22 protein-coding genes are annotated in these 20,265 nt (G+C 73.2%); 7 read left to right on the forward strand and 15 right to left on the reverse strand.

What is annotated here, in order from left to right; all coding sequences use genetic code 11:
- Nucleotides 1-326: 326 nt before the first annotated feature.
- Nucleotides 327-809, reverse strand: coding sequence for a CarD family transcriptional regulator (locus tag ACIBEC_RS12135; protein ID WP_014136563.1), 483 nt, complete (start codon nucleotides 807-809; stop codon nucleotides 327-329).
- A gap of 427 nt (nucleotides 810-1,236) precedes the next feature.
- Between ACIBEC_RS12135 and ACIBEC_RS12140 the strand changes: the two genes are divergently transcribed.
- Nucleotides 1,237-1,947 (forward strand): DUF461 domain-containing protein, encoded by a 711-nt coding sequence (locus ACIBEC_RS12140; RefSeq protein WP_360495882.1) that lies wholly within the window; start codon nucleotides 1,237-1,239, stop codon nucleotides 1,945-1,947.
- Nucleotides 1,948-2,056: 109 nt separating this feature from the next.
- Here ACIBEC_RS12140 and ACIBEC_RS12145 read toward each other — a convergent pair whose 3' ends face one another.
- Both ACIBEC_RS12145 and ACIBEC_RS12150 read right to left on the reverse strand, forming a co-directional pair.
- On the reverse strand, nucleotides 2,057-2,752 hold the full coding sequence (locus ACIBEC_RS12145) for a response regulator transcription factor (RefSeq protein ID WP_030061050.1): 696 nt from the start codon (nucleotides 2,750-2,752) through the stop codon (nucleotides 2,057-2,059).
- A 2-nt stretch (nucleotides 2,753-2,754) separates the two neighbouring features.
- Complete coding sequence (locus ACIBEC_RS12150; protein ID WP_360495885.1) at nucleotides 2,755-4,185, reverse strand: ATP-binding protein; 1,431 nt, start codon at nucleotides 4,183-4,185, stop codon at nucleotides 2,755-2,757.
- A gap of 306 nt (nucleotides 4,186-4,491) precedes the next feature.
- Between ACIBEC_RS12150 and phoU the strand changes: the two genes are divergently transcribed.
- The gene (gene phoU, locus ACIBEC_RS12155) at nucleotides 4,492-5,175 is read left to right on the forward strand and encodes a phosphate signaling complex protein PhoU (protein WP_360495887.1); all 684 of its coding nucleotides are present in this window, start codon (nucleotides 4,492-4,494) and stop codon (nucleotides 5,173-5,175) included.
- A gap of 178 nt (nucleotides 5,176-5,353) precedes the next feature.
- Entirely contained in the window at nucleotides 5,354-5,533 is a 180-nt protein-coding gene (locus ACIBEC_RS12160) for a hypothetical protein (protein ID WP_350521682.1), read from the forward strand.
- A 111-nt stretch (nucleotides 5,534-5,644) separates the two neighbouring features.
- Here the strand turns inward: ACIBEC_RS12160 and ACIBEC_RS12165 are convergent, their stop codons facing one another.
- Together ACIBEC_RS12165 and ACIBEC_RS12170 are read right to left on the reverse strand one after the other, a co-directional pair.
- The gene (locus ACIBEC_RS12165; protein WP_360495890.1) at nucleotides 5,645-6,235 is read right to left on the reverse strand and encodes a lytic polysaccharide monooxygenase; all 591 of its coding nucleotides are present in this window, start codon (nucleotides 6,233-6,235) and stop codon (nucleotides 5,645-5,647) included.
- Between the two features lie 288 nt (nucleotides 6,236-6,523).
- Complete coding sequence (locus ACIBEC_RS12170) at nucleotides 6,524-7,282, reverse strand: phosphoglyceromutase (RefSeq protein WP_360495893.1); 759 nt, start codon at nucleotides 7,280-7,282, stop codon at nucleotides 6,524-6,526.
- A gap of 151 nt (nucleotides 7,283-7,433) precedes the next feature.
- Between ACIBEC_RS12170 and ACIBEC_RS12175 the strand changes: the two genes are divergently transcribed.
- Nucleotides 7,434-8,717 carry an MFS transporter gene (locus ACIBEC_RS12175; RefSeq protein ID WP_360495896.1) on the forward strand — a complete coding sequence of 428 codons (1,284 nt, stop codon included), beginning with the start codon at nucleotides 7,434-7,436 and terminating at the stop codon, nucleotides 8,715-8,717.
- A 43-nt stretch (nucleotides 8,718-8,760) separates the two neighbouring features.
- Here the strand turns inward: ACIBEC_RS12175 and ACIBEC_RS12180 are convergent, their stop codons facing one another.
- A complete protein-coding gene (locus tag ACIBEC_RS12180; RefSeq protein ID WP_360495899.1) occupies nucleotides 8,761-9,315 on the reverse strand; it encodes a YbjN domain-containing protein in 555 nt (184 codons plus the stop codon).
- 126 nt (nucleotides 9,316-9,441) lie between these two features.
- Nucleotides 9,442-10,815 carry a D-inositol-3-phosphate glycosyltransferase gene (gene mshA, locus ACIBEC_RS12185; protein WP_360495902.1) on the reverse strand — a complete coding sequence of 458 codons (1,374 nt, stop codon included), beginning with the start codon at nucleotides 10,813-10,815 and terminating at the stop codon, nucleotides 9,442-9,444.
- A 257-nt stretch (nucleotides 10,816-11,072) separates the two neighbouring features.
- On the opposite strand from mshA, the gene ACIBEC_RS12190 reads away from it, so the two are divergent.
- Nucleotides 11,073-11,906, forward strand: a complete 834-nt coding sequence (locus ACIBEC_RS12190) for a class I SAM-dependent methyltransferase (RefSeq protein WP_360495904.1) — start codon at nucleotides 11,073-11,075, stop codon at nucleotides 11,904-11,906.
- 244 nt (nucleotides 11,907-12,150) lie between these two features.
- On the opposite strand, the gene ACIBEC_RS12195 is transcribed toward ACIBEC_RS12190, so the two are convergent.
- Nucleotides 12,151-12,711 (reverse strand): O-acetyl-ADP-ribose deacetylase, encoded by a 561-nt coding sequence (locus tag ACIBEC_RS12195; protein WP_396287922.1) that lies wholly within the window; start codon nucleotides 12,709-12,711, stop codon nucleotides 12,151-12,153.
- Nucleotides 12,712-12,950: 239 nt separating this feature from the next.
- On the opposite strand from ACIBEC_RS12195, the gene ACIBEC_RS12200 reads away from it, so the two are divergent.
- Nucleotides 12,951-14,468, forward strand: a complete 1,518-nt coding sequence (locus tag ACIBEC_RS12200) for a SpoIIE family protein phosphatase (RefSeq protein ID WP_360495909.1) — start codon at nucleotides 12,951-12,953, stop codon at nucleotides 14,466-14,468.
- 138 nt (nucleotides 14,469-14,606) lie between these two features.
- Here ACIBEC_RS12200 and ACIBEC_RS12205 read toward each other — a convergent pair whose 3' ends face one another.
- From ACIBEC_RS12205 to ACIBEC_RS12215, 3 genes are all read right to left on the reverse strand, one after another.
- A complete protein-coding gene (locus tag ACIBEC_RS12205; RefSeq protein ID WP_360495912.1) occupies nucleotides 14,607-14,948 on the reverse strand; it encodes a DUF2516 family protein in 342 nt (113 codons plus the stop codon).
- A 145-nt stretch (nucleotides 14,949-15,093) separates the two neighbouring features.
- Nucleotides 15,094-15,618: a hypothetical protein gene (locus ACIBEC_RS12210; RefSeq protein ID WP_360495915.1), complete on the reverse strand. Its 525-nt coding sequence runs from the start codon at nucleotides 15,616-15,618 to the stop codon at nucleotides 15,094-15,096.
- A 2-nt stretch (nucleotides 15,619-15,620) separates the two neighbouring features.
- Nucleotides 15,621-16,028, reverse strand: a complete 408-nt coding sequence (locus ACIBEC_RS12215; protein ID WP_360495918.1) for a helix-turn-helix transcriptional regulator — start codon at nucleotides 16,026-16,028, stop codon at nucleotides 15,621-15,623.
- Nucleotides 16,029-16,255: 227 nt separating this feature from the next.
- Between ACIBEC_RS12215 and ACIBEC_RS12220 the strand changes: the two genes are divergently transcribed.
- On the forward strand, nucleotides 16,256-16,858 hold the full coding sequence (locus tag ACIBEC_RS12220; protein ID WP_360495921.1) for a hypothetical protein: 603 nt from the start codon (nucleotides 16,256-16,258) through the stop codon (nucleotides 16,856-16,858).
- A 163-nt stretch (nucleotides 16,859-17,021) separates the two neighbouring features.
- On the opposite strand, the gene ACIBEC_RS12225 is transcribed toward ACIBEC_RS12220, so the two are convergent.
- The 4 genes from ACIBEC_RS12225 to ACIBEC_RS12240 all read right to left on the reverse strand — a co-directional run bounded on the left by ACIBEC_RS12225 (nucleotide 17,022) and on the right by ACIBEC_RS12240 (nucleotide 20,263).
- On the reverse strand, nucleotides 17,022-17,825 hold the full coding sequence (locus ACIBEC_RS12225; RefSeq protein WP_360495924.1) for an alpha/beta fold hydrolase: 804 nt from the start codon (nucleotides 17,823-17,825) through the stop codon (nucleotides 17,022-17,024).
- Nucleotides 17,826-17,871: 46 nt separating this feature from the next.
- On the reverse strand, nucleotides 17,872-18,999 hold the full coding sequence (locus tag ACIBEC_RS12230) for a MerR family transcriptional regulator (protein ID WP_360495927.1): 1,128 nt from the start codon (nucleotides 18,997-18,999) through the stop codon (nucleotides 17,872-17,874).
- Between the two features lie 33 nt (nucleotides 19,000-19,032).
- A complete protein-coding gene (locus ACIBEC_RS12235; protein ID WP_360495930.1) occupies nucleotides 19,033-19,986 on the reverse strand; it encodes an RNA polymerase sigma-70 factor in 954 nt (317 codons plus the stop codon).
- 82 nt (nucleotides 19,987-20,068) lie between these two features.
- On the reverse strand, nucleotides 20,069-20,263 hold the full coding sequence (locus ACIBEC_RS12240; protein WP_360495932.1) for a hypothetical protein: 195 nt from the start codon (nucleotides 20,261-20,263) through the stop codon (nucleotides 20,069-20,071).
- Between the last annotated feature and the right edge of the window lie 2 nt (nucleotides 20,264-20,265).

Genomic DNA, 20,265 nt, shown 5'->3' on the forward strand with positions numbered 1-20,265 from the left:
TGACGCGTTCAGGTTTCACTCCTTCGGCGAAGTGGGTATGGCCTTGGCGTGCCCGGCGGGCGCACCGGGCCCCTTCCGAAGAACCACGGTCCGCTGCCCGCCGCACGGTTCTGCAGGGTCCGCGCTCCGCGGAATGCGCGAAAGGGCGGGTGCAGAAACGGTCTTGCAGGCCTGGACCGGCTCGGGTGGGAGGCGTCGTCCGGACACGCCTCAGCGCCCGAAGTGCCACTGCACCACTCCCGGACAGTTCGTCCGAGGAGCGGCGCGCCGGCACCGGGCGCTGTGAGCGTTGGGCGGTAGCCCGACCGCATGCGGTGACGCGTGCGCTACGAGGCGAGGACCTCGTCGAGCAGCGTTTCCGCCTTGTCCTCGTTGGTGTTCTCCGCCAGCGCGAGCTCGCTGACGAGGATCTGGCGCGCCTTCGCGAGCATCCGCTTCTCGCCGGCCGAGAGGCCGCGCTCGCGCTCGCGACGCCAGAGGTCGCGCACAACCTCGGCGACCTTGATAACGTCGCCCGAGGCGAGCTTCTCCAGGTTCGCCTTGTAGCGACGGGACCAGTTGGTCGGCTCTTCCGTGTACGGTGCGCGCAGCACCTCGAAGACCCGGTCCAGACCCTCCTGGCCGACTACATCGCGCACACCGACGAACTCCGCGTTCTCGGCGGGCACGCGGAGCGTCAGGTCTCCCTGCTGCACCTTGAGCACCAGGTAGGTCTTGTCCACACCTTTGATCTGGCGAGTTTCGATGGCCTCGATCAGCGCGGCCCCGTGATGGGGGTAGACCACCGTGTCGCCAACCTTGAACGTCATGTGACAGGACCCCTTCCGTGGCTTTCCAGAATAACACGCTTCTCGGCGCACCCGAAGGGCGTTTTCGCAGGTCAGGGCGGGTCTCGGGGCTTGACAAGCACCCCCATGACGTGCTGCGACCGATGTTCGAGAGGGGCTTCCCGCAGGTCGGAGGCGGTTCCGGGGTTCGACGAAACCCTTGCGCAACACCCCCGCAGCCATGATTGGATCTTGAGCTTTCACTCTTTTTCCGGTCGCGGCCCAATCGTTATTCGATCTTGGTCGAAGCTTGTCCACGATGTGACCGGGACATGGCGGACGTACCGCCGGACGGCCCCCCAGGGCCCCCGGGAGTGCGACACGGGGACCACCCCGTGAGGAGCGCATAAGTGAGGTCGATAATCTGAGACCTGACCTACCGACACGTGACTTAGGAGAAGCCGCCGCCGTGAGCCGCAGCCTTCGACGCGGCAGCATCGCCGCAATCGCCGCCATCGCCATCGCCTCGCTGTCCTCCTGCGCTGCAGGCAATACGCCGGAAACCCTGCAGATCAAGCCCGACAACGCGGCGGCAACCCTCGGGACGAACCTTCGACTGAACAACATCGTGATCGTCACCGGGGAGGGCACCTCGGGCGACTACACCGGGCCCGCCAACGTGGTCGTGAACATCGCGAACACCGCGGAGATCCCGGCCGAGCTGCAGTCCATCACCGTCGGCACCTCCGCCGCGTCCTTCGCGGACGCCGCCGGTGCCCCGCTGACCAGCATCGTCATCCCGGCCGGCGGCGCGGTGGCGATCGGCGGTCAGGGCAACCCGACCGCTGCCGTCGCCGCCGCCTCCGTCCACGTCGGCGGTTTCGCCCCCACGACCTTCACGTTCAAGGACGGCCGGAAGGTCGACGCCCAGGCCGGCGTGAGCCCGGACGGCAAGGGCCTGTACAAGGGCTTCGGCCCGACCCCCTCGGCGAGCGCCACGCCCGTCAAGAGCGGCTCCCCCGCCGCCACCGCCCCGACCTCCGGTGCCGCCACCCCCGGTGCCACCACCACTCCGGGCGCCACGGCCACCCCGGGCGCCACGGCCACCCCGGGCGCCACGGCCACCGGCGCGGCCGTCCCGGCCGGCGCCACCACCCCGGCGGTCCCGGCCGCCCACTGACGCCGTACACCGCCTCCGGCGGGCCCGCCCGGGCCTACCGGAGGCAACGCGAAGGCCCCCTCCGGCTCCGGCCGGCGGGGGCCTTCCGCGTGGGCGGAGTCCCTACGGTTTACGGCTCGAACTTGTAGCCCAGGCCGCGGACGGTGACCAGGTAGCGCGGCGCACCCGGGTCCGGCTCGATCTTGGCCCGCAGGCGCTTCACGTGGACGTCCAGGGTCTTGGTGTCGCCGACGTAGTCCGCGCCCCAGACCCGGTCGATCAGCTGCATGCGGGTGAGCACCCGGCCCGCGTTGCGCAGCAGCATCTCCAGCAGGTCGAACTCCTTGAGCGGCAGGTCGACCTTGGCGCCGTCCACGGTCACCACGTGCCGGTCCACATCCATCCGGACCGGGCCCGCCTCCAGGGCGCCCGGGCCGCCGCCGTTCTCGCCCGCGCCACCGTCCTCGCCGCGGCGGCGCAGCACCGCGCGGATCCGGGCGACCAGCTCCCGGGTGGAGTACGGCTTGGTGACGTAGTCGTCAGCGCCTATCTCCAGCCCGACGACCTTGTCGATCTCGCTGTCCTTGGCGGTCACCATGATCACCGGGACGTTGGACCGCACCCGGAGCTGGCGGCAGACCTCGGTGCCGGGCAGGCCCGGCAGCATCAGGTCGAGCAGGACGAGGTCGGCACCGTTGCGTTCGAACTGCTCCAGCGCGTCGGGGCCGGTGGCGGCGACGGCCACCTCGAAGCCCTCCTTGCGAAGCATGTACGAGAGGGCGTCGCTGAACGACTCCTCGTCCTCGACCACCAGTACTCGGGTCACGATCAGGCCTCCGGGGCAAGCTGAGGGGTTGTGTCTGACAGGTGTGGTTCCCGCTCCCGAGCGGGGAGCGAACGGTTCGTGCGGTTCGTGGTGAGGGTTCGGGGTGTCGCGGCGGGCCCGGCGGCGTCTGGCTCGTGGCCGGTCGCGTCCGGGCCGTGGCCGGTCACGTCGGGGTCGTGCTCGGTGGCGTCGGGGTCGTCGTCCGGCTCGTCGTCGACGGGCGCCAGTCCGGCGGGCAGGCGAACGGTGAAGGTCGACCCCTGTCCCTCGACGCTCCACACCGACACGGTGCCGCCGTGCGAGGCGGCGACGTGCTTGACGATGGAGAGGCCGAGGCCGGTGCCGCCGGTGGCCCGGGAGCGGGCCGGGTCGACGCGGTAGAAGCGTTCGAAGACCCGCTCGCGGTCCTTCTCGGAGATGCCGATGCCCTGGTCGGTGACGGAGATCTCGATGAGCTCGCCGTCCGCCTCGCCGAGCGCCGCGGCGCTGGAGATCCGGCGGGTGGCGATCGCCACCCGGGTGCGGGGCGGGCTGTAGTTGACGGCGTTCTCGACCAGGTTGCCGAGCGCGGCGGCGAGCTGGCCGCGGTTGCCGTGCAGGTAGAGGCCGGCGATGCCGCCCGCGGCGATGAGGATCTGCTTGGCGGCGGCCTGCTGGCGGCAGCGGTCGATCGCCTCGGCGATCAGCTCGTCCACCGCGACCGGCTCCGGGTCGACCATCAGCCGGTCGTCCTGGACCCGGGAGAGGTCGATGATCTCCTGGACGAGGCTGGCCAGCCTGGTCGCCTCGACCTGCATCCGGCCGGCGAAGCGCTGCACCGCCTCCGGGTCGTCGGACGCGTCGGCGACCGCCTCGGAGAGCAGCGACAGGGCGCCGACCGGGGTCTTGAGCTCATGGCTGACGTTGGCCACGAAGTCCCGGCGGACGGCCTCCACCCGGCGCCGCTCGGTCTGGTCCTCGACCAGCACCAGCACCAGCCGGGAGCCCAGCGGGGCGACCCGGACGGAGACCGCGAGCGGCTCGACCGCGCGGGCCGCGCCCGGACGGGGCACCTCCAGCTCGACCTGGCGGATCTCGCCGTCCCGGCGGGTGGCGCGGGCCAGCGCGAGCATCTGGTCCACGGCGACCGCGCCACCACGCACCAGGCCCATCGCGTACGCCGCCGAGCTGGCCTTGACCACCTCGTCGCCCTCGCCCAGCACGATCGCGCAGGAGCGCAGCACGGAGAGCACGGTGTCAACCCCCGGCGGCAGGGGCGGCTCGGGGTTGCCGGTGCCCAGTGCCTGGTGCCGGCTGTGGTTTCTGCCGCTGGTGCCGCTGTGCTTGCCCTTGGCCTGCTCGCGCTCGCTCCAACGGAAGGCGATGGAGGCGGTGAGGCCGACGCCGAGCCCGGCAATGGCGCAGGCAGCGGCGGCGGCCACGTTCACGTCCATGTGGCCAGCGTAAGCGCACGGCCAGGGCACTCCCCAAGGGCTGGATCAAGGCATCGACCGCACGTTGCCGAGAATTCACCTTCATGTGGCTGCCGATTCACCGTAGCGGCCGTACACCGTCGCCCTGGCGGCGGAAAGTTGGCCGGGCAGCCCGTGCGGGAGAGACCGGTGTGCCGAACAGCGGGCGCCGGCTCGGGTGTGCGCGTACGATGCGCGCCACCAGCAGCGGTCACCCGGACGCCGGAACGACGGTCGGACGGGCCGGCCGGTCGGCACCGCCACCGACACAGCTACTGAGGAGAGAACATGCGCGACGCGTACCACGAGGAACTCGATGCCATCGGCGACAACCTGGTCGAGATGGCCCGGCTGGTCGGCTCTGCCCTCGGCCGCGCCACCACTGCCCTCCTCGACGCGGACCTGGCGCTGGCGGAGAACGTGATCGCCGCCGACGAGAAGATCAACGACCTGCACCACGAGCTGGAGAACCGGGCGATCGACCTGCTCGCCCGGCAGCAGCCGGTCGCCACCGACCTGCGCATCGTCGTCACCTCGCTGCGGATGAGCGCCGACCTGGAGCGCTGTGGCGACCTGGCCCGGCACGTCGCCAAGGTCGCGCGGATGCGCTACCCCGACACGGCCGTGCCGCGCGACCTGCACTCCACCGTCCTGGAGATGGGCCAGCTCGCCCAGCGCCTGGTGGCCAAGGCCGGTCTGGTGATCGCCACCAAGGACGTCGACAAGGCCCTGGAGATGGAGCAGGACGACGACGCCATCGACACCCTGCACCGCGAGCTGCTGTCGCACCTGATCGACGAGCGCTGGCACCACGGCATCGAGACCGCCGTCGACATCACCCTGGTCGGCCGCTACTACGAGCGCTTCGCGGACCACGCGGTGTCGGTCGCCAAGCGCGTGGTGTACCTGGTGACGGGCGAGCACGTGGCCGAGTTCGTGGCCGCCACTGAGGCCGGCGCGGCGGCGGAGTGAGCTCCGTTCCGACGGCCGCTCCCCCCGAGGGGTGAGTAAACCTGTGGCGACGGTGGTGCGGGCGCACGGTTCTCCGTACGTCCCACCACTGCGCGCCCGTTGACGCTCCCTCCGTTCGGCGGTTTCACTCGAAGCATCGGGCGCCGGAGTGTGCCCGCTTCACGGAGGGAACAGCTCGATGAAGGCCAACCCGACCCGCCCGGCCCCCGCCCGCGACACCGTCGAGCCGCCCGCCCCGAAGCTGCTGCCCGTCCTCGCCGCCGGCTGCGGCTGCGGCCCGGGCTGCGGCTGCGGCTGCCAGTCCGGCGCGCCCTGCCAGTGCGGCGGCGCGGACGGCGGCTGCTGCGGCGGCCACTGACGGCCTCGGGTGCACGACCGCCGAGGGAGGCGGCCGTGCACCCGGCAGCCCCGACCGGGCCCGCGCCGGACCTCGCAACGTGACCTCGGAACGTGACGTCAGAACGTGACGTCAGAACGTGACGTCGGCGCAGGAGTAGAAGGCGTTCCCGGTGTCGGCGATCTCCCAGACCGCGACGATCACCTGGTGGCCGGTGCGCCCGCTCGGGACGGTCGCGGTGTGGCTGAGCGTACTCGGCACCTGCTTCCCGCCGTACGGGACGGTCAGGAAGGGCGTCAGCTCCAGGTCGGCCCGGGTGACCGGTCGGCTCGCGTCGTAGCCCGGCTTGGTCAGGTAGTACGTGAAGTTCGTGGTCGCGTGCCGGGCGGTGAACCTCCAGGTGAAGGTGAGCTGCCGACCCGCGGTCACCGGCGTGGTCGGCCAGGCGCCGCCGTGCGGGTCGTCCAGCTCGGCGAAGCGCGCGTTGCCGCCGGCACAGATGGTGCCGTCGGACGGGCCGCCGGCAGGGAAGCCCTTCGGACCCTCGACGCTCTGCGGCTCCCACTGGATCTCACCGCAGTCCCAGGGAACCGTGCCCGCGGCGCAGAGCGCGGCCCGGCTGGGCGGGGTCGTGATGTACCCGTGTGACGAGGCCGGGAAGGCGAAGGCGAGCGGGATCGCCAGCGCGGCGACCGCCGCCCCGACGATGTGACGTGTGCGCATGGTGCTCCTCCGTGGGGGTGGATGGAGAGTGCGCCGGGGCGCGGGCGCGCACGTGGGGGTGCGGGCCCGGACGGGGAGATCCATGGCATGCCCGCGCCTGCCCGGTGCCCTCACGGTAGGAGCCGCCGCCACTGCCCGTCAATGGTCTGAACCACTTTCAGCTCCGCCCAACTATCCTGCCCGACAAGCCGGTTGAACGAAAAAGGCCCCACCACCGGCGAACCGGTGGCGGGGCCTTCTCGTCCCCGGGCCTGCTGCTCGCCCGGTCGGACTTACTACTTCTCGCGCTTACTTCTTGCCCTGGTTCTTGACCGCCTCGATGGCCGCGGCGGCGGCGTCGGGGTCGAGGTAGCGGCCGCCCTTGGCGACGGGCTTGAAGTCGGCGTCCAGCTCGTACACCAGCGGGATGCCGGTGGGGATGTTCAGGCCGGCGATGGCCTCGTCGGAGATGCCGTCGAGGTGCTTGACCAGCGCGCGCAGGCTGTTGCCGTGGGCGGTGACCAGGACGGTCCGGCCGGAGGCGAGGTCCGGGACGATGGCGTCGTACCAGTACGGGAGCATCCGGTCGACGACGTCCTTCAGGCACTCGGTGCGCGGACGCAGCTCGCTCGGGATCTCGGCGTAGCGGGCGTCACCGGCCTGCGAGTACTCCGAGTCGTCGGCCAGCACCGGCGGCGGGGTGTCGTACGAGCGGCGCCACAGCTGGAACTGCTCGTCGCCGAACTCGGCCAGGGTCTGGGCCTTGTCCTTGCCCTGCAGCGCGCCGTAGTGGCGCTCGTTCAGGCGCCAGCTGCGGTTGACCGGGATCCAGTGGCGGTCGGCCTTGTCCAGGGCGATCTGCGAGGTACGGATGGCGCGACGCAGGAGTGAGGTGTGCACCACATCGGGGAGCAGGCCCTCGGCGGCCAGGAGCTCGCCACCGCGAGCGGCCTCCTTCTCGCCCTTCTCGTTGAGGTCGACGTCGACCCAACCGGTGAACAGGTTCTTCTGGTTCCACTGGCTCTCGCCGTGGCGGAGCAGGATGAGTCGGTACGTCGTGTCAGCCATGGGCCCCAGCTTAGTGGAGGGCCCGAAAACCCCTGGTGGGGACCTTCGACCGCTGTGTAACGTGTGCCGCGCACATCTGCCACTTACATGCGTCGGCTGATTCGGGCCTGCCCGCGCCGCTCAGCGGACGCCTGCCCTCGGGAGCCCCCACATGCTCGACGCCGCCCGGTTCCGAAGAATGGTGAGCGAGACGGCGGGCGGCCTGCCACGCCAGTTCTGGTGGCTCTGGGTCTCGACGCTGGTCAACCGGCTCGGCGCCTTCGTGGTCACCTTCCTGGCGCTCTACCTCACCAGCAGCCGGGGGTACTCGGCCTCCTACGCGGGCCTGGTCGCCTCCCTGTTCGGCCTCGGCTCGGCGGCCTCCGCGATCGTCGCCGGGGTGCTCACCGACCGGATCGGGCGCCGCCCCACCCTGCTCGCCGCCCAGCTCGGCACCGCGCTGTTCACCGCCGTACTCGGGTTCACGGACGGCCGGGTGGCGATCGCGGTGGTCGCCTTCCTGGTGGGCTTCTGCAACAACGCCACCCGGCCGGCCATCTCGGCGATCATCGCGGACATCGTCCCGGCCGCCGACCGGGTCCGCGCCTACTCGCTGAACTTCTGGGCGATCAACCTCGGCTTCGGCCTCTCCTCGGCGGTCGCCGGCCTGATCGCCACCCACGGCTACCTCACGCTCTTCCTGCTGGACGCGCTGTCCACGGTGCTCTGCGCCGTGGTGATCTTCGTCAGGATCCCGGAGACGAAGCCCGACGAACCGGCGGCGAAGGCCGACGGGCCCGCGGTCGGCCTCGGCACGGTGTTCCGCGACCGCCGCTTCATGGCCGTGGTCGGGCTCACCCTGCTGCTCGCCCTCGTGCTCCAGCAGGGGTCGACCACCCTCGCCGTGGACATGGGCCGGTGGGGGATCACCTCCACCGAGTACGGCCTGGTCATCGGCCTGAACGGGCTGCTGATCGTGGTGCTGCAGATCCCGCTCACCCGGTGGGTCGAGAACCGCAGCCGGTCGGCCATGCTGGTCGCGGCCGCGCTGTTCATCGGCTGGGGATTCGGGCTGACGGCTCTGGCCGGGTCGTCCGCCTGGCTCTACGCCCTCACGGTGGCGGTCTGGACGGTCGGGGAGATCCTCTACACGCCGACCCTGATGGGCCTGGTCGCCGAGCTGTCGCCGACCCATGCCCGCGGGCGCTACCAGGGCGTCTACTCACTCTCCTGGTCGCTCGCCTCGTTCGTCGGCCCCGCCGTCGGCGGCGTGCTCCTGGAGCGGGCCGGCAGCGGGACGCTGTGGGGCGCGTGCGGAATCTGCGGCACGGTCGCCGCGGTCGGGTACGCGCTGCTGGGCAAGCGGACCGGCGCCGCGAAGGGCACCGGACCCGCCGGGACCGTCGTGGTGTCGGCGCCCACGGCGGAGCCCGAGAAGGCTCCGGCGGGCGCCTGAGCGTCCGCGACCGGTCCGCCGTCAGTCGGCGGGCCGGTCGCCGTCAGCCGGCGGCCGGAGCGTCGTCCGGGGCTGCGGCCTCGTCCGGGGCCTCGGCCGGGGCGGCCAGATGGGCGAAGGCGGCCAGGTTACGGGTGGACTCCCCGCGCTTGGTCCGCCACTCCCACTCGCGCCGGATCGCCGAGGCGAAGCCCAGCTCCAGCAGGGTGTTGAACGGCTCGTCCGCGTTCTCCAGCACCGTCCCGAGCAGCCGGTCCACGACCGCCGGGGTGAGCGCCTCCAGCGGCAGCCGGCCGGCCAGGTAGACGTCGCCGAGCGCGTCGATCGCGTACGCCACGCCGTACAGCTTGGTGTTGCGCTCCAGCAGGCGGCGGTAGACGGCCTCGTGGTTCTCGTCGGGGCGGCGGATCACGAAGGCGTTCACCGAGAGGGTGTGGTCGCCGACCCGCAGGGCGCAGGGGGTGCTCAGCTTCCGGGTGCCCGGGAGGGTCGCCACCAGCGTGTACGGGTCGGTGGCGGCCGGCTCCCAGGCCACCCCGGCGTCGTCCAGGGCGGTGCGCAGGAGGGTCAGGGCCTCGTCCTTGGTGCGGATTGCCATGGAGGCGACGTTACTCGGCGGTACCGGCCCGGCGCAGCCTCAGGTCGCTCGGTACGCGGCCTCAGGCCCGCCGTACGCGGCCCTCAGGTCGGTCGGCACGCGACCTCAGGCCCGCCGTACGCGGCCTCAGGTCAGCCGGCGCCGGGCGGCGGCCAGCCGACCGGCCGGGCGGGCCAGGCTGCCGGCGTACACCTCGGCGGTGGTCGCCGCGGCGGTGTCCCAGCCGAAAGCGGCCGCGTGCCGGGCCGCCGCCGCACCGCGCCGGGCCACCAGCGCCGGGTCGGTGACGTACGGCTCCAGCGCGTGCGACCAGTCCAGCGGGTCGTGGCCGCGCACCAGGCTGCCGGTCTCGCCGTCCCGCACCGCGACCGGCAGGCCGCCGACCGCGGCCGCCACGACCGGGGTGCCGCAGGCCTGCGCCTCCAGCGCGACCAGGCCGAAGGACTCGCTGTACGAGGGCATCACCAGGGCCGTCGCCGCGCGATACCACTCGGCGAGCCGCTCCTGGCCGACCGGCGGGTGGAAGCGCACCACGTCGGAGATGCCGAGCTGGGCGGCGAGCTTGTGCAGGCTCTCCGGCCGGGCCAGCCCGGTGCCGGACGGGCCGCCGACGACCGGCACCACCAGGCGCTCGCGCAGCTCGGGGCGGCGGGCCAGCAGCGCGGCGACCGCCCGCAGCAGCACGTCCGGGGCCTTGAGCGGCTGGATCCGGCCGGCGAAGAGCAGCACGGCGGCGTCCTGCGGCAGGCCCAGGCGGGCCCGGGCGGCGGCCGTTGCCTGCGCTCCGTCGGGGCGGAAGACGTCCAGGTTGACCCCGGGGTGGACGACGGCCAGCTGGTCCGGCCGGGCGGCGTAGTGCAGCGCCAGCTCGGCGGCCTCCTCGGTGGTGTTGGCGATCAGCCGGTCGGCCGCCTCCACCACCTGGGTCTCGCCGATCACCCGGGCCGCGGGCTCGGGCGTGTCGCCCTCGGCCAGCGCGGCGTTCTTGACCTTCGCCATCGTGTGCATGGTGTGCACCAGCGGCACCCCCCAGCGCTGCGCGGCCAGCCAACCGACCTGCCCGGAGAGCCAGTAGTGCGAGTGCACCAGGTCGTAGTGGCCGGGGCGGTGGCCCGCCTCCGTCCGCAGCACCCCGTGGGTGAAGGCACACAGCTGGGCCGGCAGGTCCTCCTTGACCAGGCCCTCGTACGGACCGGCGGTGACGTGGCGGACCAGCACCCCCGGGGCCAGCTCGACCGTCGGGGCGTCGTCCGAACAGATCGCCCGGGTGAACACCTCGACCTCGATATTGAGGTCGGCCAGGCGCTTCGCCAGCTCGACGATGTAGACGTTCATCCCGCCGGCGTCCCCGGTGCCGGGCTGGTGCAACGGCGAGGTGTGGACGCTCAGCATCGCTATCCGGCGCGGGCGGCGGCGGCCCGGGACGAGCGACTGGAGCCGGCCTCGCGCGGGCACGGCCGACTGGGCACGGCGTACCGACCGGGCGGGGTGCTGGATCACCTGGCTGAAGCCTCCTCTGTGCGGCCCGTCTAGGCGGTCCGCGCCGGGCCGCCCGTTGTCCGGTGTGCGCTGCCCGTGGTTGGCACACATCACCGCCAGTGTGCCAACCACGCGGGCGGCGTTCGGCATTCCCGGCCCGGCCCACGAACATCGCCGGCTCGGCGCACGGGCCTCGCCTGTCCGGCGCACGGGTCGGGCGGGCCGGCATCGTTCCAGGTCAGCACGGTGCCGCCGGCGCCCCGACTACCCTTCTGGGCATGGCTGCCTCCTTCGACCCCGCGACCGCCGCGCCCTCCCGTGGGCGGACCGGTCGCCCGGTGGGGACCGTCACCCGGGGCACCACCAACACCAACCGGCTGCGCCGGATGGACCGCTGGATCGCCCACACCCTCGGCCGCGCGCTGCGCGCCGCCGAGCTCCCTCCGGTGGCGGTGGACCTCGGCTACGGCGCCGCGCCGTGGACGGCCGTCGAGCTCGCCGCGCGGCTGCGGGCGGTGCGGCCGGACGTCCGCGTGGTCGGGATCGAGATCGAACCGGAGCGGGTCGCGGCCGCGCTGCCGTACGCCGATCCGCCACTGCTCACCTTCCGGCGCGGCGGCTTCGAAGTACCGCTGGACGGCGGCGCGCCGGCCCGGCTGATCCGGGCGGCCAACGTGCTGCGGCAGTACGACGAGGCGGCGGTGGCCGGGGTCTGGGAGCGGCTGTGCGCGCGGCTCGCCCCGGACGGACTGCTGGTCGAGGGCACCTGCGACGAGATCGGGCGACGGCACGTCTGGGTCGCGCTCGGCCCGGAGGGGCCCCGGACGGTGACCTTCGCGGCCCGGCTCCGCGGCCTGGAACAGCCCTCCGACCTCGCCGAACGGCTGCCGAAGGCGCTGATCCACCACAACGTGCCGGGGCGGCCGGTGCACGCCTTCCTGGCCGACTTCGACCGGGCCTGGGCGGCGGCCGCGCCGTACGGGGCGTTCGGGGCGCGGCAGCGCTGGGTCGCGGCCTGCACGGCGCTGGCGGGCAGCTGGCCGCTGGTGGACGCGCGCGGGCGGTGGCGGCAGGGCGAGGTCACGGTGCCCTGGTCGGCGCTCGCGCCGTAGCCGCGGGAACGGCCCTAGCCGCCCCGAGCCGCCGTGCGGGCGGTACCGGCGGCACGAGCGGTACGGGCGGTACGGGCGGTCCGGGCGGGAGCTGGTGAGCGACCCGACGCATTCACTCGAACGAGTTATCGAATATCTCTGGCGTGTTGACGCCCCGTCACGCGACGATGGACGCGACCGAGCGGCGACACCACACGCCGCTCGGTGCGCACCACGCCCAGCCCCGCCGTCAGCCGTTGTGTCGTCAGTCGTCCCGCCCGAGCAGCTCCTGTCGGGCCCGTTCGAACACCCCGTACATCTCCGACCCGAACAGCACGAACCGCACCTCCGCCAGCTCCGCGCCCGCCTCCGGGTCACCGCCGTCCAGCACCTCGGCGACGGTGCCCAGCGCGATCCGGGCCGCGTCCGCCGGCGGCCAGCCGTAGATCCCGGCCGACACGGCCGGGAAGGCCACCGTGCGCGCGCCCAGCTCCGCCGCGACGCGCAGCGACTCGCGATAGCAGGAGGCCAGCAGCTCCGCCCGCTCCTCGTACTCCTCCGCCCGATACACCGGCCCGACGGTGTGCACCACCCACCGGGCCGACAGCCGTCCGGCCGTCGTCGCCACCGCGCGCCCGGCGGGCAGCCCCTTGCCCCAGTGCGAGGCGCGCAGCCGACGGCACTCCTCAAGGACCTGCGGTCCGCCCTTGCGGTGGATCGCACCGTCGACTCCGCCGCCGCCCAGGAGGGACGAGTTCGCGGCGTTCACCACCGCGTCCACCTGCTGTTCCGTGATGTCACCCTCGACCAGGGTGATACGTGCCACCACCGTTTGCCCCCTTCTCCGCCCCGCACGGCAACCGCCGCGCCGGGCATCCCAGCCGTCATCCGAGTCCGATCACCACACCCCCACCGGCGTGGCAATAACCACAACGGCGCCGGTCGGCCAAAGAAATCCCCGGAGATCACGTTATGGTCGCGAGAAGTTCCCCGACGCACGGTGCCAGGCGGGCACTGCGGACGGACGTCGACCGTTACGCAGTCGGGGAAAGGGAGGAACCACCGATGCCCGCAACGGGAGACGGGCGGGCACCGGGTGCCGCGGACCTGCCGGGCGCCCACGGCGCCCCCGTCGGCCATGCCCGCAACCGCCTGGCCACGACCGGCCCGGCAACGGCGACTTCCCCGATACCCCACCCCCGCTCACAGGCGGCCCGGGCGGCGCACGCCGCCCACCCCTCCCACGTCGCCGAGGTGCCGCCGGGTGCAGGGCCAGGCCCAGGACCGGACAACGCCGCCGGCGCCGCGCCGCTCCGACTGCTGGTCATCGAGGACGACGCCTCGGACGCCCAGCTGATCAAGGCGGCGGTGGCCGACAGCGGCACCTCCATCGAGATCCAGTGGGCCCGCGGCCTCGACCAGGCCATCGCACTGCTGGCCTCCCCCGCGCACTCCGCCCGGCGCGGACGCTCCCGCGGCCCCGAGTTCGGCTGCGTGCTGCTCGACCTCGCCGCGCCCGCCGACCTCGCACACCCGTCCGACTCCTCCGACGGGCTGGAGGGCCTGCACGAACTGCTCCGCAGGGCCCCGCACATCCCCGTCGTGGTGCTCACCGACGCCGCCGGGGCCGAACTCGGGGCGGCCGCCGTCGCCGCCGGCGCCCAGGACTTCCTGATCAAGCACGAGACGGACGGCCCACTGCTGGCCCGCGCCCTGCGCTACGCCGTCGAACGCAAGCGCGCCGACGAATCCCAGCGCCGTCTCGTCGAGGCCGAGCTGCGCGGCCAGGAGAACGCCCGCCTCCAGCGCCACCTGCTGCCCACCCCGCTGCTGGACGGCGCCGGGCTCTCCTTCACCCGCCGCTACCGCCCCGGCCGCCGCCGTGCCCTGCTCGGCGGCGACTTCTACGACGCCGTGCGCACCGACGACGGCACCGTCCACGTCGTGATCGGCGACGTCTGCGGCCACGGCCCGGACGAGGCCGCGCTCGGCGTCGCGCTCCGGATAGCGTGGCGCACCCTGGTCTTCGCGGGCCTCACCGGCGAGGCCCTGCTCACCACCCTCCAGCACGTGCTGGAGCACGAGCGGCGCAGCGACGAGATCTTCGCGACGCTCTGCATGCTCGTCATCGGCCCGGGTGGCACCGACAGCGACCTCGACTCGCTCGGCACCGGCGAGAAGGCCCGGCTCTACCTCGCCGGGCACCCGGCCCCGCTGCTCCTCGGCCGCGACCACGAGCCGGTCAGCCTGCCCGCCGAGCTCGCCGGGCCCGCGCTCGGCCTGCTGCCGTGCCACGACGGGGAGGCTGCCTGGCCCGCCCACGAGGTCGAACTCCGGGCCGGCTGGCGGCTGTTGCTCTACACCGACGGCCTGATCGAGGGCCGGGTCGGGGCCGGGTCGCGCCGCCTGGGCCAGGACGGGCTCGCCGACCTGATCGGCGACCACCAGGCCGCCGGGCTGACCCGCGGGCGGCTCGTCGACAGCGCCATCGCCGAGGTCGAGGAGCTGAACGGCGGCGCGCTGACCGACGACGTCGCGGTACTGCTGCTGGAGCGCAACCCGGTGCAGCTGATCCTCGGCTGACGGCCGGGCAGGCTGACAGCCGAGCGGGTTGGCGGCCGAGCGGGTTGGCGGCCGAGCGGACGTGTGGGTGTGCGGATGTGCGGCGGCCCGGGCGGGGTGAACTCCCCGCCCGGGCCGTCGCGTTGTCCGCTGTCGCGCCTACCAGGGCCCGTACGGGCCGGTGTTGCTTCGGCCGCCGCCTCCGGTCAGTGCCCGGATCGCGGGGCGGACGTCCACCACGTAGACGATCGAGGCGACCAGACCGGCCAGGGTGCCGATGCCGGTGAAGAAGTTCACCCCGAACAGGAAATCCCAGCCGAAGGAGATCGCGAGGATCGCGATCCAGAACCCCTTGGTCTTCTTGTCCGCCGCCCGGTAGGCGTCCTCCCTGCGGGTGGCCGCGTCGACCAGGGCGAACAACTTGTAGGCCAGGATGGCGATCGTCGCCCACCAGATCGGGTTCAGGTAGGAAAAGGCCAGAATCTGGAGCACTCCGACCATCGCGATCTCCTCTGTCTCTCGGCTCCCGGCGTTTCGACCGCCGCCCATCCTGGCACGGCGACCGTCCGCACCGGTGTCAACGTTCCGTGGTCACCGGATGTGCCCTCCATGAAGGGCCACACTCCGTGTTGTTCACTCCGCGTTGTTACTCCGCGTCGGCGGAGGCCGCCTTCCGAGCACGGGCGGACTTCTTCGGCGCCGGCTCGGCGGCACCGTCCTCCACCAGCTCGGCCTCGACCGGCTCGACGTCGACCGGCTGCTCGGCCAGCTCGGCGGTCCCGGCCGGCGCGCTCGGGCGGGCCTTCTCCACCACGACCTTGCCGCGCTCGGCCAGCTCGTCGTACGCCTCCTTGGCCTTCACCGCCAGCTCGACCGCACGGCCCACCTGCTGCAGCGCGAAGCCCTGGGCCCGCTCCTGCAGGACCTTGAGGTCGGTGGGCAGGGCGGTGACGGCCTCGCCGACCTTGGCCGGCGCCCCGACCAGCAGCGACTGCGCCTCCTGGAGCCTGGCGGTGGCCTTCTCCTGCGTGCCCTTGCGGTCCGCTGCCAGCGCCTCGACCTTGCCCGGCACCTCGCGCAGCTTCTCGTACGCGAGGTCCCCGGCGCCGGCCAGGGCGTACAGCGGGGTCGGGTCGCTGAGGGTCTTCTTGATCTCGTCCGTGATCGGCATGATTACCGGTCCTCCCGGTGAGGGTTCTGGGTGGCTGAGTCGTCGGTCGTCGCACCGGGGGCCGGAGCGGCGTTCTCCTTGAGGAAGGCGTCGTAGACCGCGAGCAGCGCCTGCTTCTGCTGCTCGTTGATCAGCGGATCGGCCAGGATCGAGGCCCGAAGTTCCAGGCCCTCGCCCCGCCGCTCCTCCAGGATCCCGGCCTGGACGTACAGCGTCTCCGCCGAGATCCGCAGCGCCTTGGCGATCTGCTGCAGGATCTCCGCGCTCGGCTTGCGCAGCCCGCGCTCGATCTGGCTGAGGTACGGGTTGGACACGCCGGCGGCCTCCGCCAGCTGCCGCAGCGAGTACTGCGCGTTGCGGCGCTGCTCCCGGATGTACGCGCCGAGCGAGCCGACGTTGAGTGAGGCCATGCGGACAGCCTGCAGCACCCTGCTTGCAAATGCAAGCAGGGTGCTAGCGGGAGCAAAGATGTGCCCACCCGTGGGCCAAGCAGCGCGAACTCTGGCCCTCCACGCGCTCAGCCACCCGGGCGCAGGGCGTACTCGATGCGGTCGGTGCCGTCGGGCAGCTGCGCTCGAGGCGAGGGTATCGGCGGACGTGGGGGGTCCTGTCGGAGCGCAGTGGCACACTCCCCGGCATGCAGATGATCGAAGCAATCGAGACAGTTCTGAAGGCGAACCATGGCTGGTACCCGGGCGAGTTCACGCTGGCAGGGCGGCTGTTGAGCCGCGGGGGGATCGCCGTGTGCGGGCTCGACGGTGCCGAGTTCTACACGTTCCCCGTCCTCGCCGACGGGCTGCACGAGGTGTACCTGGCGTACGAGTGGGACGACGAGCGGGGAGCCACCGTCTCCGCAGTCGCGCTGGTCGCCGGCGGTACCACCCCGCAGGCGCTGGCGGGTGCGAGCTGGGAGGAGGCGTCGGACGACGTCAACATGCTGAGTGATGGCGCGTCGGCGATCTACTCCAGCACCCCGGGCAACCTGGCCATCGGCGGGGCCCTCGGCCGGACCGCCGGCTTCGCGCAGGCCGGCGACCCCCAGGCCCATGCCGTGGCCGAGTTCCGGGCGCAGCAGGAGAGCGGCTCCCGGACCCCCGTGCTCGACGTCGTCGTCGACCCGGACTGCGGCGCGAACTCCCTGGTCTTCCCCACCAGTTGCTTCACCTCGAACAGCATCCTGGTCGGTCAGGACGAGAGCGGCGCGGGCGTCGGGATCTTCTGGTCCAACTTCGACGGGTGACGTTCGACCGGTGCCGGAGCTCCCCGTCCTGCGCCAGGAATTCGAACGCGCGGCACAGCCCTGAGAAGCCTGCGGCACCGAGCCGGACCGACTGCGCAGCGACGTCCGGATGGACGACGTGGCGCTCCGGTCGGGTCCGCCCGCACTCGCCTGCCAGGGCCGGTCAGGCCAGGTGGGCGAGCAGTAGCTCGGTGAGCCGTTCGGGGGTCCGCAGCGGGAGGTAGTGGTCGGCGTCCGGGACGAGGTGGCCCCGGGCGCCGGGGATGTCGGCGGCGAGCCGCCGGGCGATCGCCGCGATCTCGGGGTGGTCCCGGTCGCCGTGGACGACCAGGGTGGGGACGGCGACCTCACCGAGGCGGGGTTCGGCGGGCCGCCCGGGCGCGCCGGTGAGGTGGCGCTCGCTGACGATGCGGCGAGCCGCGTTCTCCTCGACCATCGCCGCGATCAGCTCGCCGCCGGGCGCCGTCCGGCCCAGGGCGGCCCAGACGGACAGCTCCAGCTCGGCCAGGGCCGCCGCGTCGCCCCGTCGGCGGGCCTCGGCGTAGGCGGTCGTCTCCGGGGAGGGCGGCCAGTCGTGGCCGCTGACCGAGGCGCCGACCAGGCCGAGCGCGGTCACCCGGTCCGGATGGGCGAGGGCGAAGTCCAGCGCGGTCTCCCCGCCCATGCTGAGGCCGACCAGCGCGGCGCTCGCCAGGTCGAAGTGGTCCAGCACGGCACGCAGGTCCTCGACGTCGTCGAACGGCTGCTCCGGCTCGGTGGACCGGCCCAGGCCCCGGGCGTCGTAACGGATCACGTCGTGGTGGCGGGAGAGCTCCGGGAGGACGGCGTCCCACAGCCGGGAATCCATGCCGGAGCCGTGCAGCAGCACCACCGGGCTGCCGGCGCCGCCGTGCTCCGCCCACAACCCGCCTCCGCCGGGGGCGGGGACGTGGACCTCGGACACAGGACGACCGGTGTGCTGGCTCATCCGGCGATGCTCCCAGAGGCCCCGCAGGCAGGGGCTCGAGGACGACCTACGGGAGGCGGATGGGCATCAGGACGGAGAAGGTGCCCGCCCGGCCGGGGGTGCGGATGGCCAGCGGGACGATGGGGCCGCCGAGTTCGAGCAGGAGCTGTTCGGGCCGACCGGCGTCGAGGGCGTCGAGGAGGAAGTCCCGGTTGACGGCCAGTCGGACCTCCTCGGGGGCCGGGTCGGCGGCGACGGCCAGCCGGCCGTCCCCGGTCAGGGTGAGGACGGTGACCTCGCAGTCGGCGCCGTGCGGGCCGGAGGGCAGGGTGCGGGTGGCGCCGCTCTCGACGGCGGCGCGCAGTTCGGCGGCCGGGAGGGTGATCCGGTGCTCCGGTTCGAGCCTGGTCAGGACTCGGTGGTCGGGGTAGTCGAAGTCCAGGGCGGCGCCCTCGATCCGGTGCCCGCCCGCCTCGGCGCGGACCAGGCCGCCGCCGAGGGTGAGGGTGACCTCGTCGGTCCCCGGGCCGAGCAGGGCGCGCAGCGCGTCCACCAGCGGGGTCGGGACGATCGTGCCGGCTACCGGCTGCTCGGGCAGGTCTCCGGAGGCGGGCACCTCGGCGAAGGCCATCCGGTAGCGGTCGGTGGCGACCAGGCGCAGCACCGGGCCGTCCGGCTCGAACAGCACCCCGGCGAGGGCGGGCAGCTCGGGGTCGCCGCAGACCGCGAAGCGGACCGCGTCCAGGGCGGCGGCCAGGCCGTCGGCCGAGACGGTGAGGCTCGGGACGGTGAGGCTCGGGGCAGCGAGGCGGCGGTCGGCGGGGTCGGTGGAGTCGGCGGTCATCGGTTGCTCCCTCTGGTCGATCATCGCGTGGATCAGGGAGAGCTCGCGGCGGGCGTCGGCGAGGCCGTCCTCCAGGCGCCGCAGGTGCGCGTCGAGCACCCGGTCGGCCTCGCCGCTGCCGGGCGCGGCGCCGAGCACGGCGCGGATGCCGGCCAGCGGCAGGCCGACCCGGCGCAACCGGGCCAGCAGCCGGGCGTCAGCGAGCTGGCCGGGGCGGTACCAGCGGTAGCCGGTGTGCGGGTCGACCCAGGCGGGGGTGAGCACCTCGGCACCGTCGTAGTAGCGCAGGGTGCCGACGCCGAGGCCGCTGGCGCGGGCCAGCTCGCCGATGCTGTGCAGCTCGCTCTCCATGCCGTGACTCTGCGGGCTCGACCTGGTCGAGGGTCAAGCCCGCTCGAGGCCGCTGGGGTCGGGGGCGGGGGCGGCACCGGCGTCGGGGGCGGGGGCGAGGTCAAGGTCGGCGAGGTGGGTGAGCTTCTGCGGGTTGCGGACGGCGCGGATCGCGGAGATCAGGAGCGTGCCGTCCGGTCCCTCGACGAAGTCGAGTACGGAGACGGAGTCGACCGCGCCGTCCACGGTGATCAGCAGGCCGGGTTCGCCGTTGACCAGGACCGGGCGGGCGACAGCGCCCTCGCCCAGCTGCCGGAGCACGCCGAGGGTGAAGCGGGCCACGTTCTCGGCGCCGGTGACCGGCCGCAGCGCGGCGCGGATCACGCCGCCGCCGTCGCTCCAGGTGGTGACGTCGGGGGCGAGCAGTTCGAGCATCCGGTTGAGGTCGCCGCCGACGCAGGCCGCCAGGAACTCGTCGGTGGCGCGGCGGCGCAGCTCGGGCGGGGCGTCGTAGCGGGGCCGGCGGGCGCGGACGTGTGCCCGGGCCCGGCTGCCGACCTGGCGGCAGGCCGTCTCGGTGCGGTCCAGGGCTTCGGCGATCTCCAGGTAGGAAAAGCCGAAGGCCTCCTTGAGGACGAACACCGCCCGTTCCAGCGGGGACAGGCTCTCCAGCATCACCAGCAGGGCGAGCGAGACGGTCTCGGCGCGCTCGACGCCGTCGGTCGCGTCCGGCTCGGTGACCAGCGGCTCGGGCAGCCACGGGCCGACGTAGGACTCGCGGCGGACGGCGGCCGAGTCCAGCCGGTTGAGGGCGAGGTTGGTGACCGTACGGGCCAGGAAGCCGCCGGGGCTGGCGACCGGGCCGGTGACCCCGCTCCAGCGCAGCCAGGTGTCCTGGACCAGGTCCTCGGCGTCGGCGACGCTGCCGAGCATCCGGTAGGCGATGCCGAAGACCATCCGCCGGTGCTGCTCGAAATCGGCGAGACGGATGTCGGAGGTGTCGGTCACCTTCGGGACGTTACCGCACGGTAGGCGCCGGGGTTCGGCGCCTGATTCCCCGCCCGGTTCGGCGCCTGGTGCAACGCCCGGTTCAGCTGCGGAAAGTGTCGTAGGCGGGGGCGAGCAGGACGGCGAGGTCGCGGCCGTGCGCGGTGATGCCGGAGCGGCCGAGGCGGTGCGGCGAGGGTTCGTCCGGCTCTTCCTCCGGCGCCTCGGGGCGCAGGGCGAAGTCGCCGCGCCAGTAGGCGGCGACGTTGACCATCGTGGGCTTCGGCTCTTCGCTCATGC

The sequence above is a fragment of the Kitasatospora sp. NPDC051164 genome (assembly GCF_044455625.1).
Classification (GTDB): domain Bacteria; phylum Actinomycetota; class Actinomycetes; order Streptomycetales; family Streptomycetaceae; genus Kitasatospora.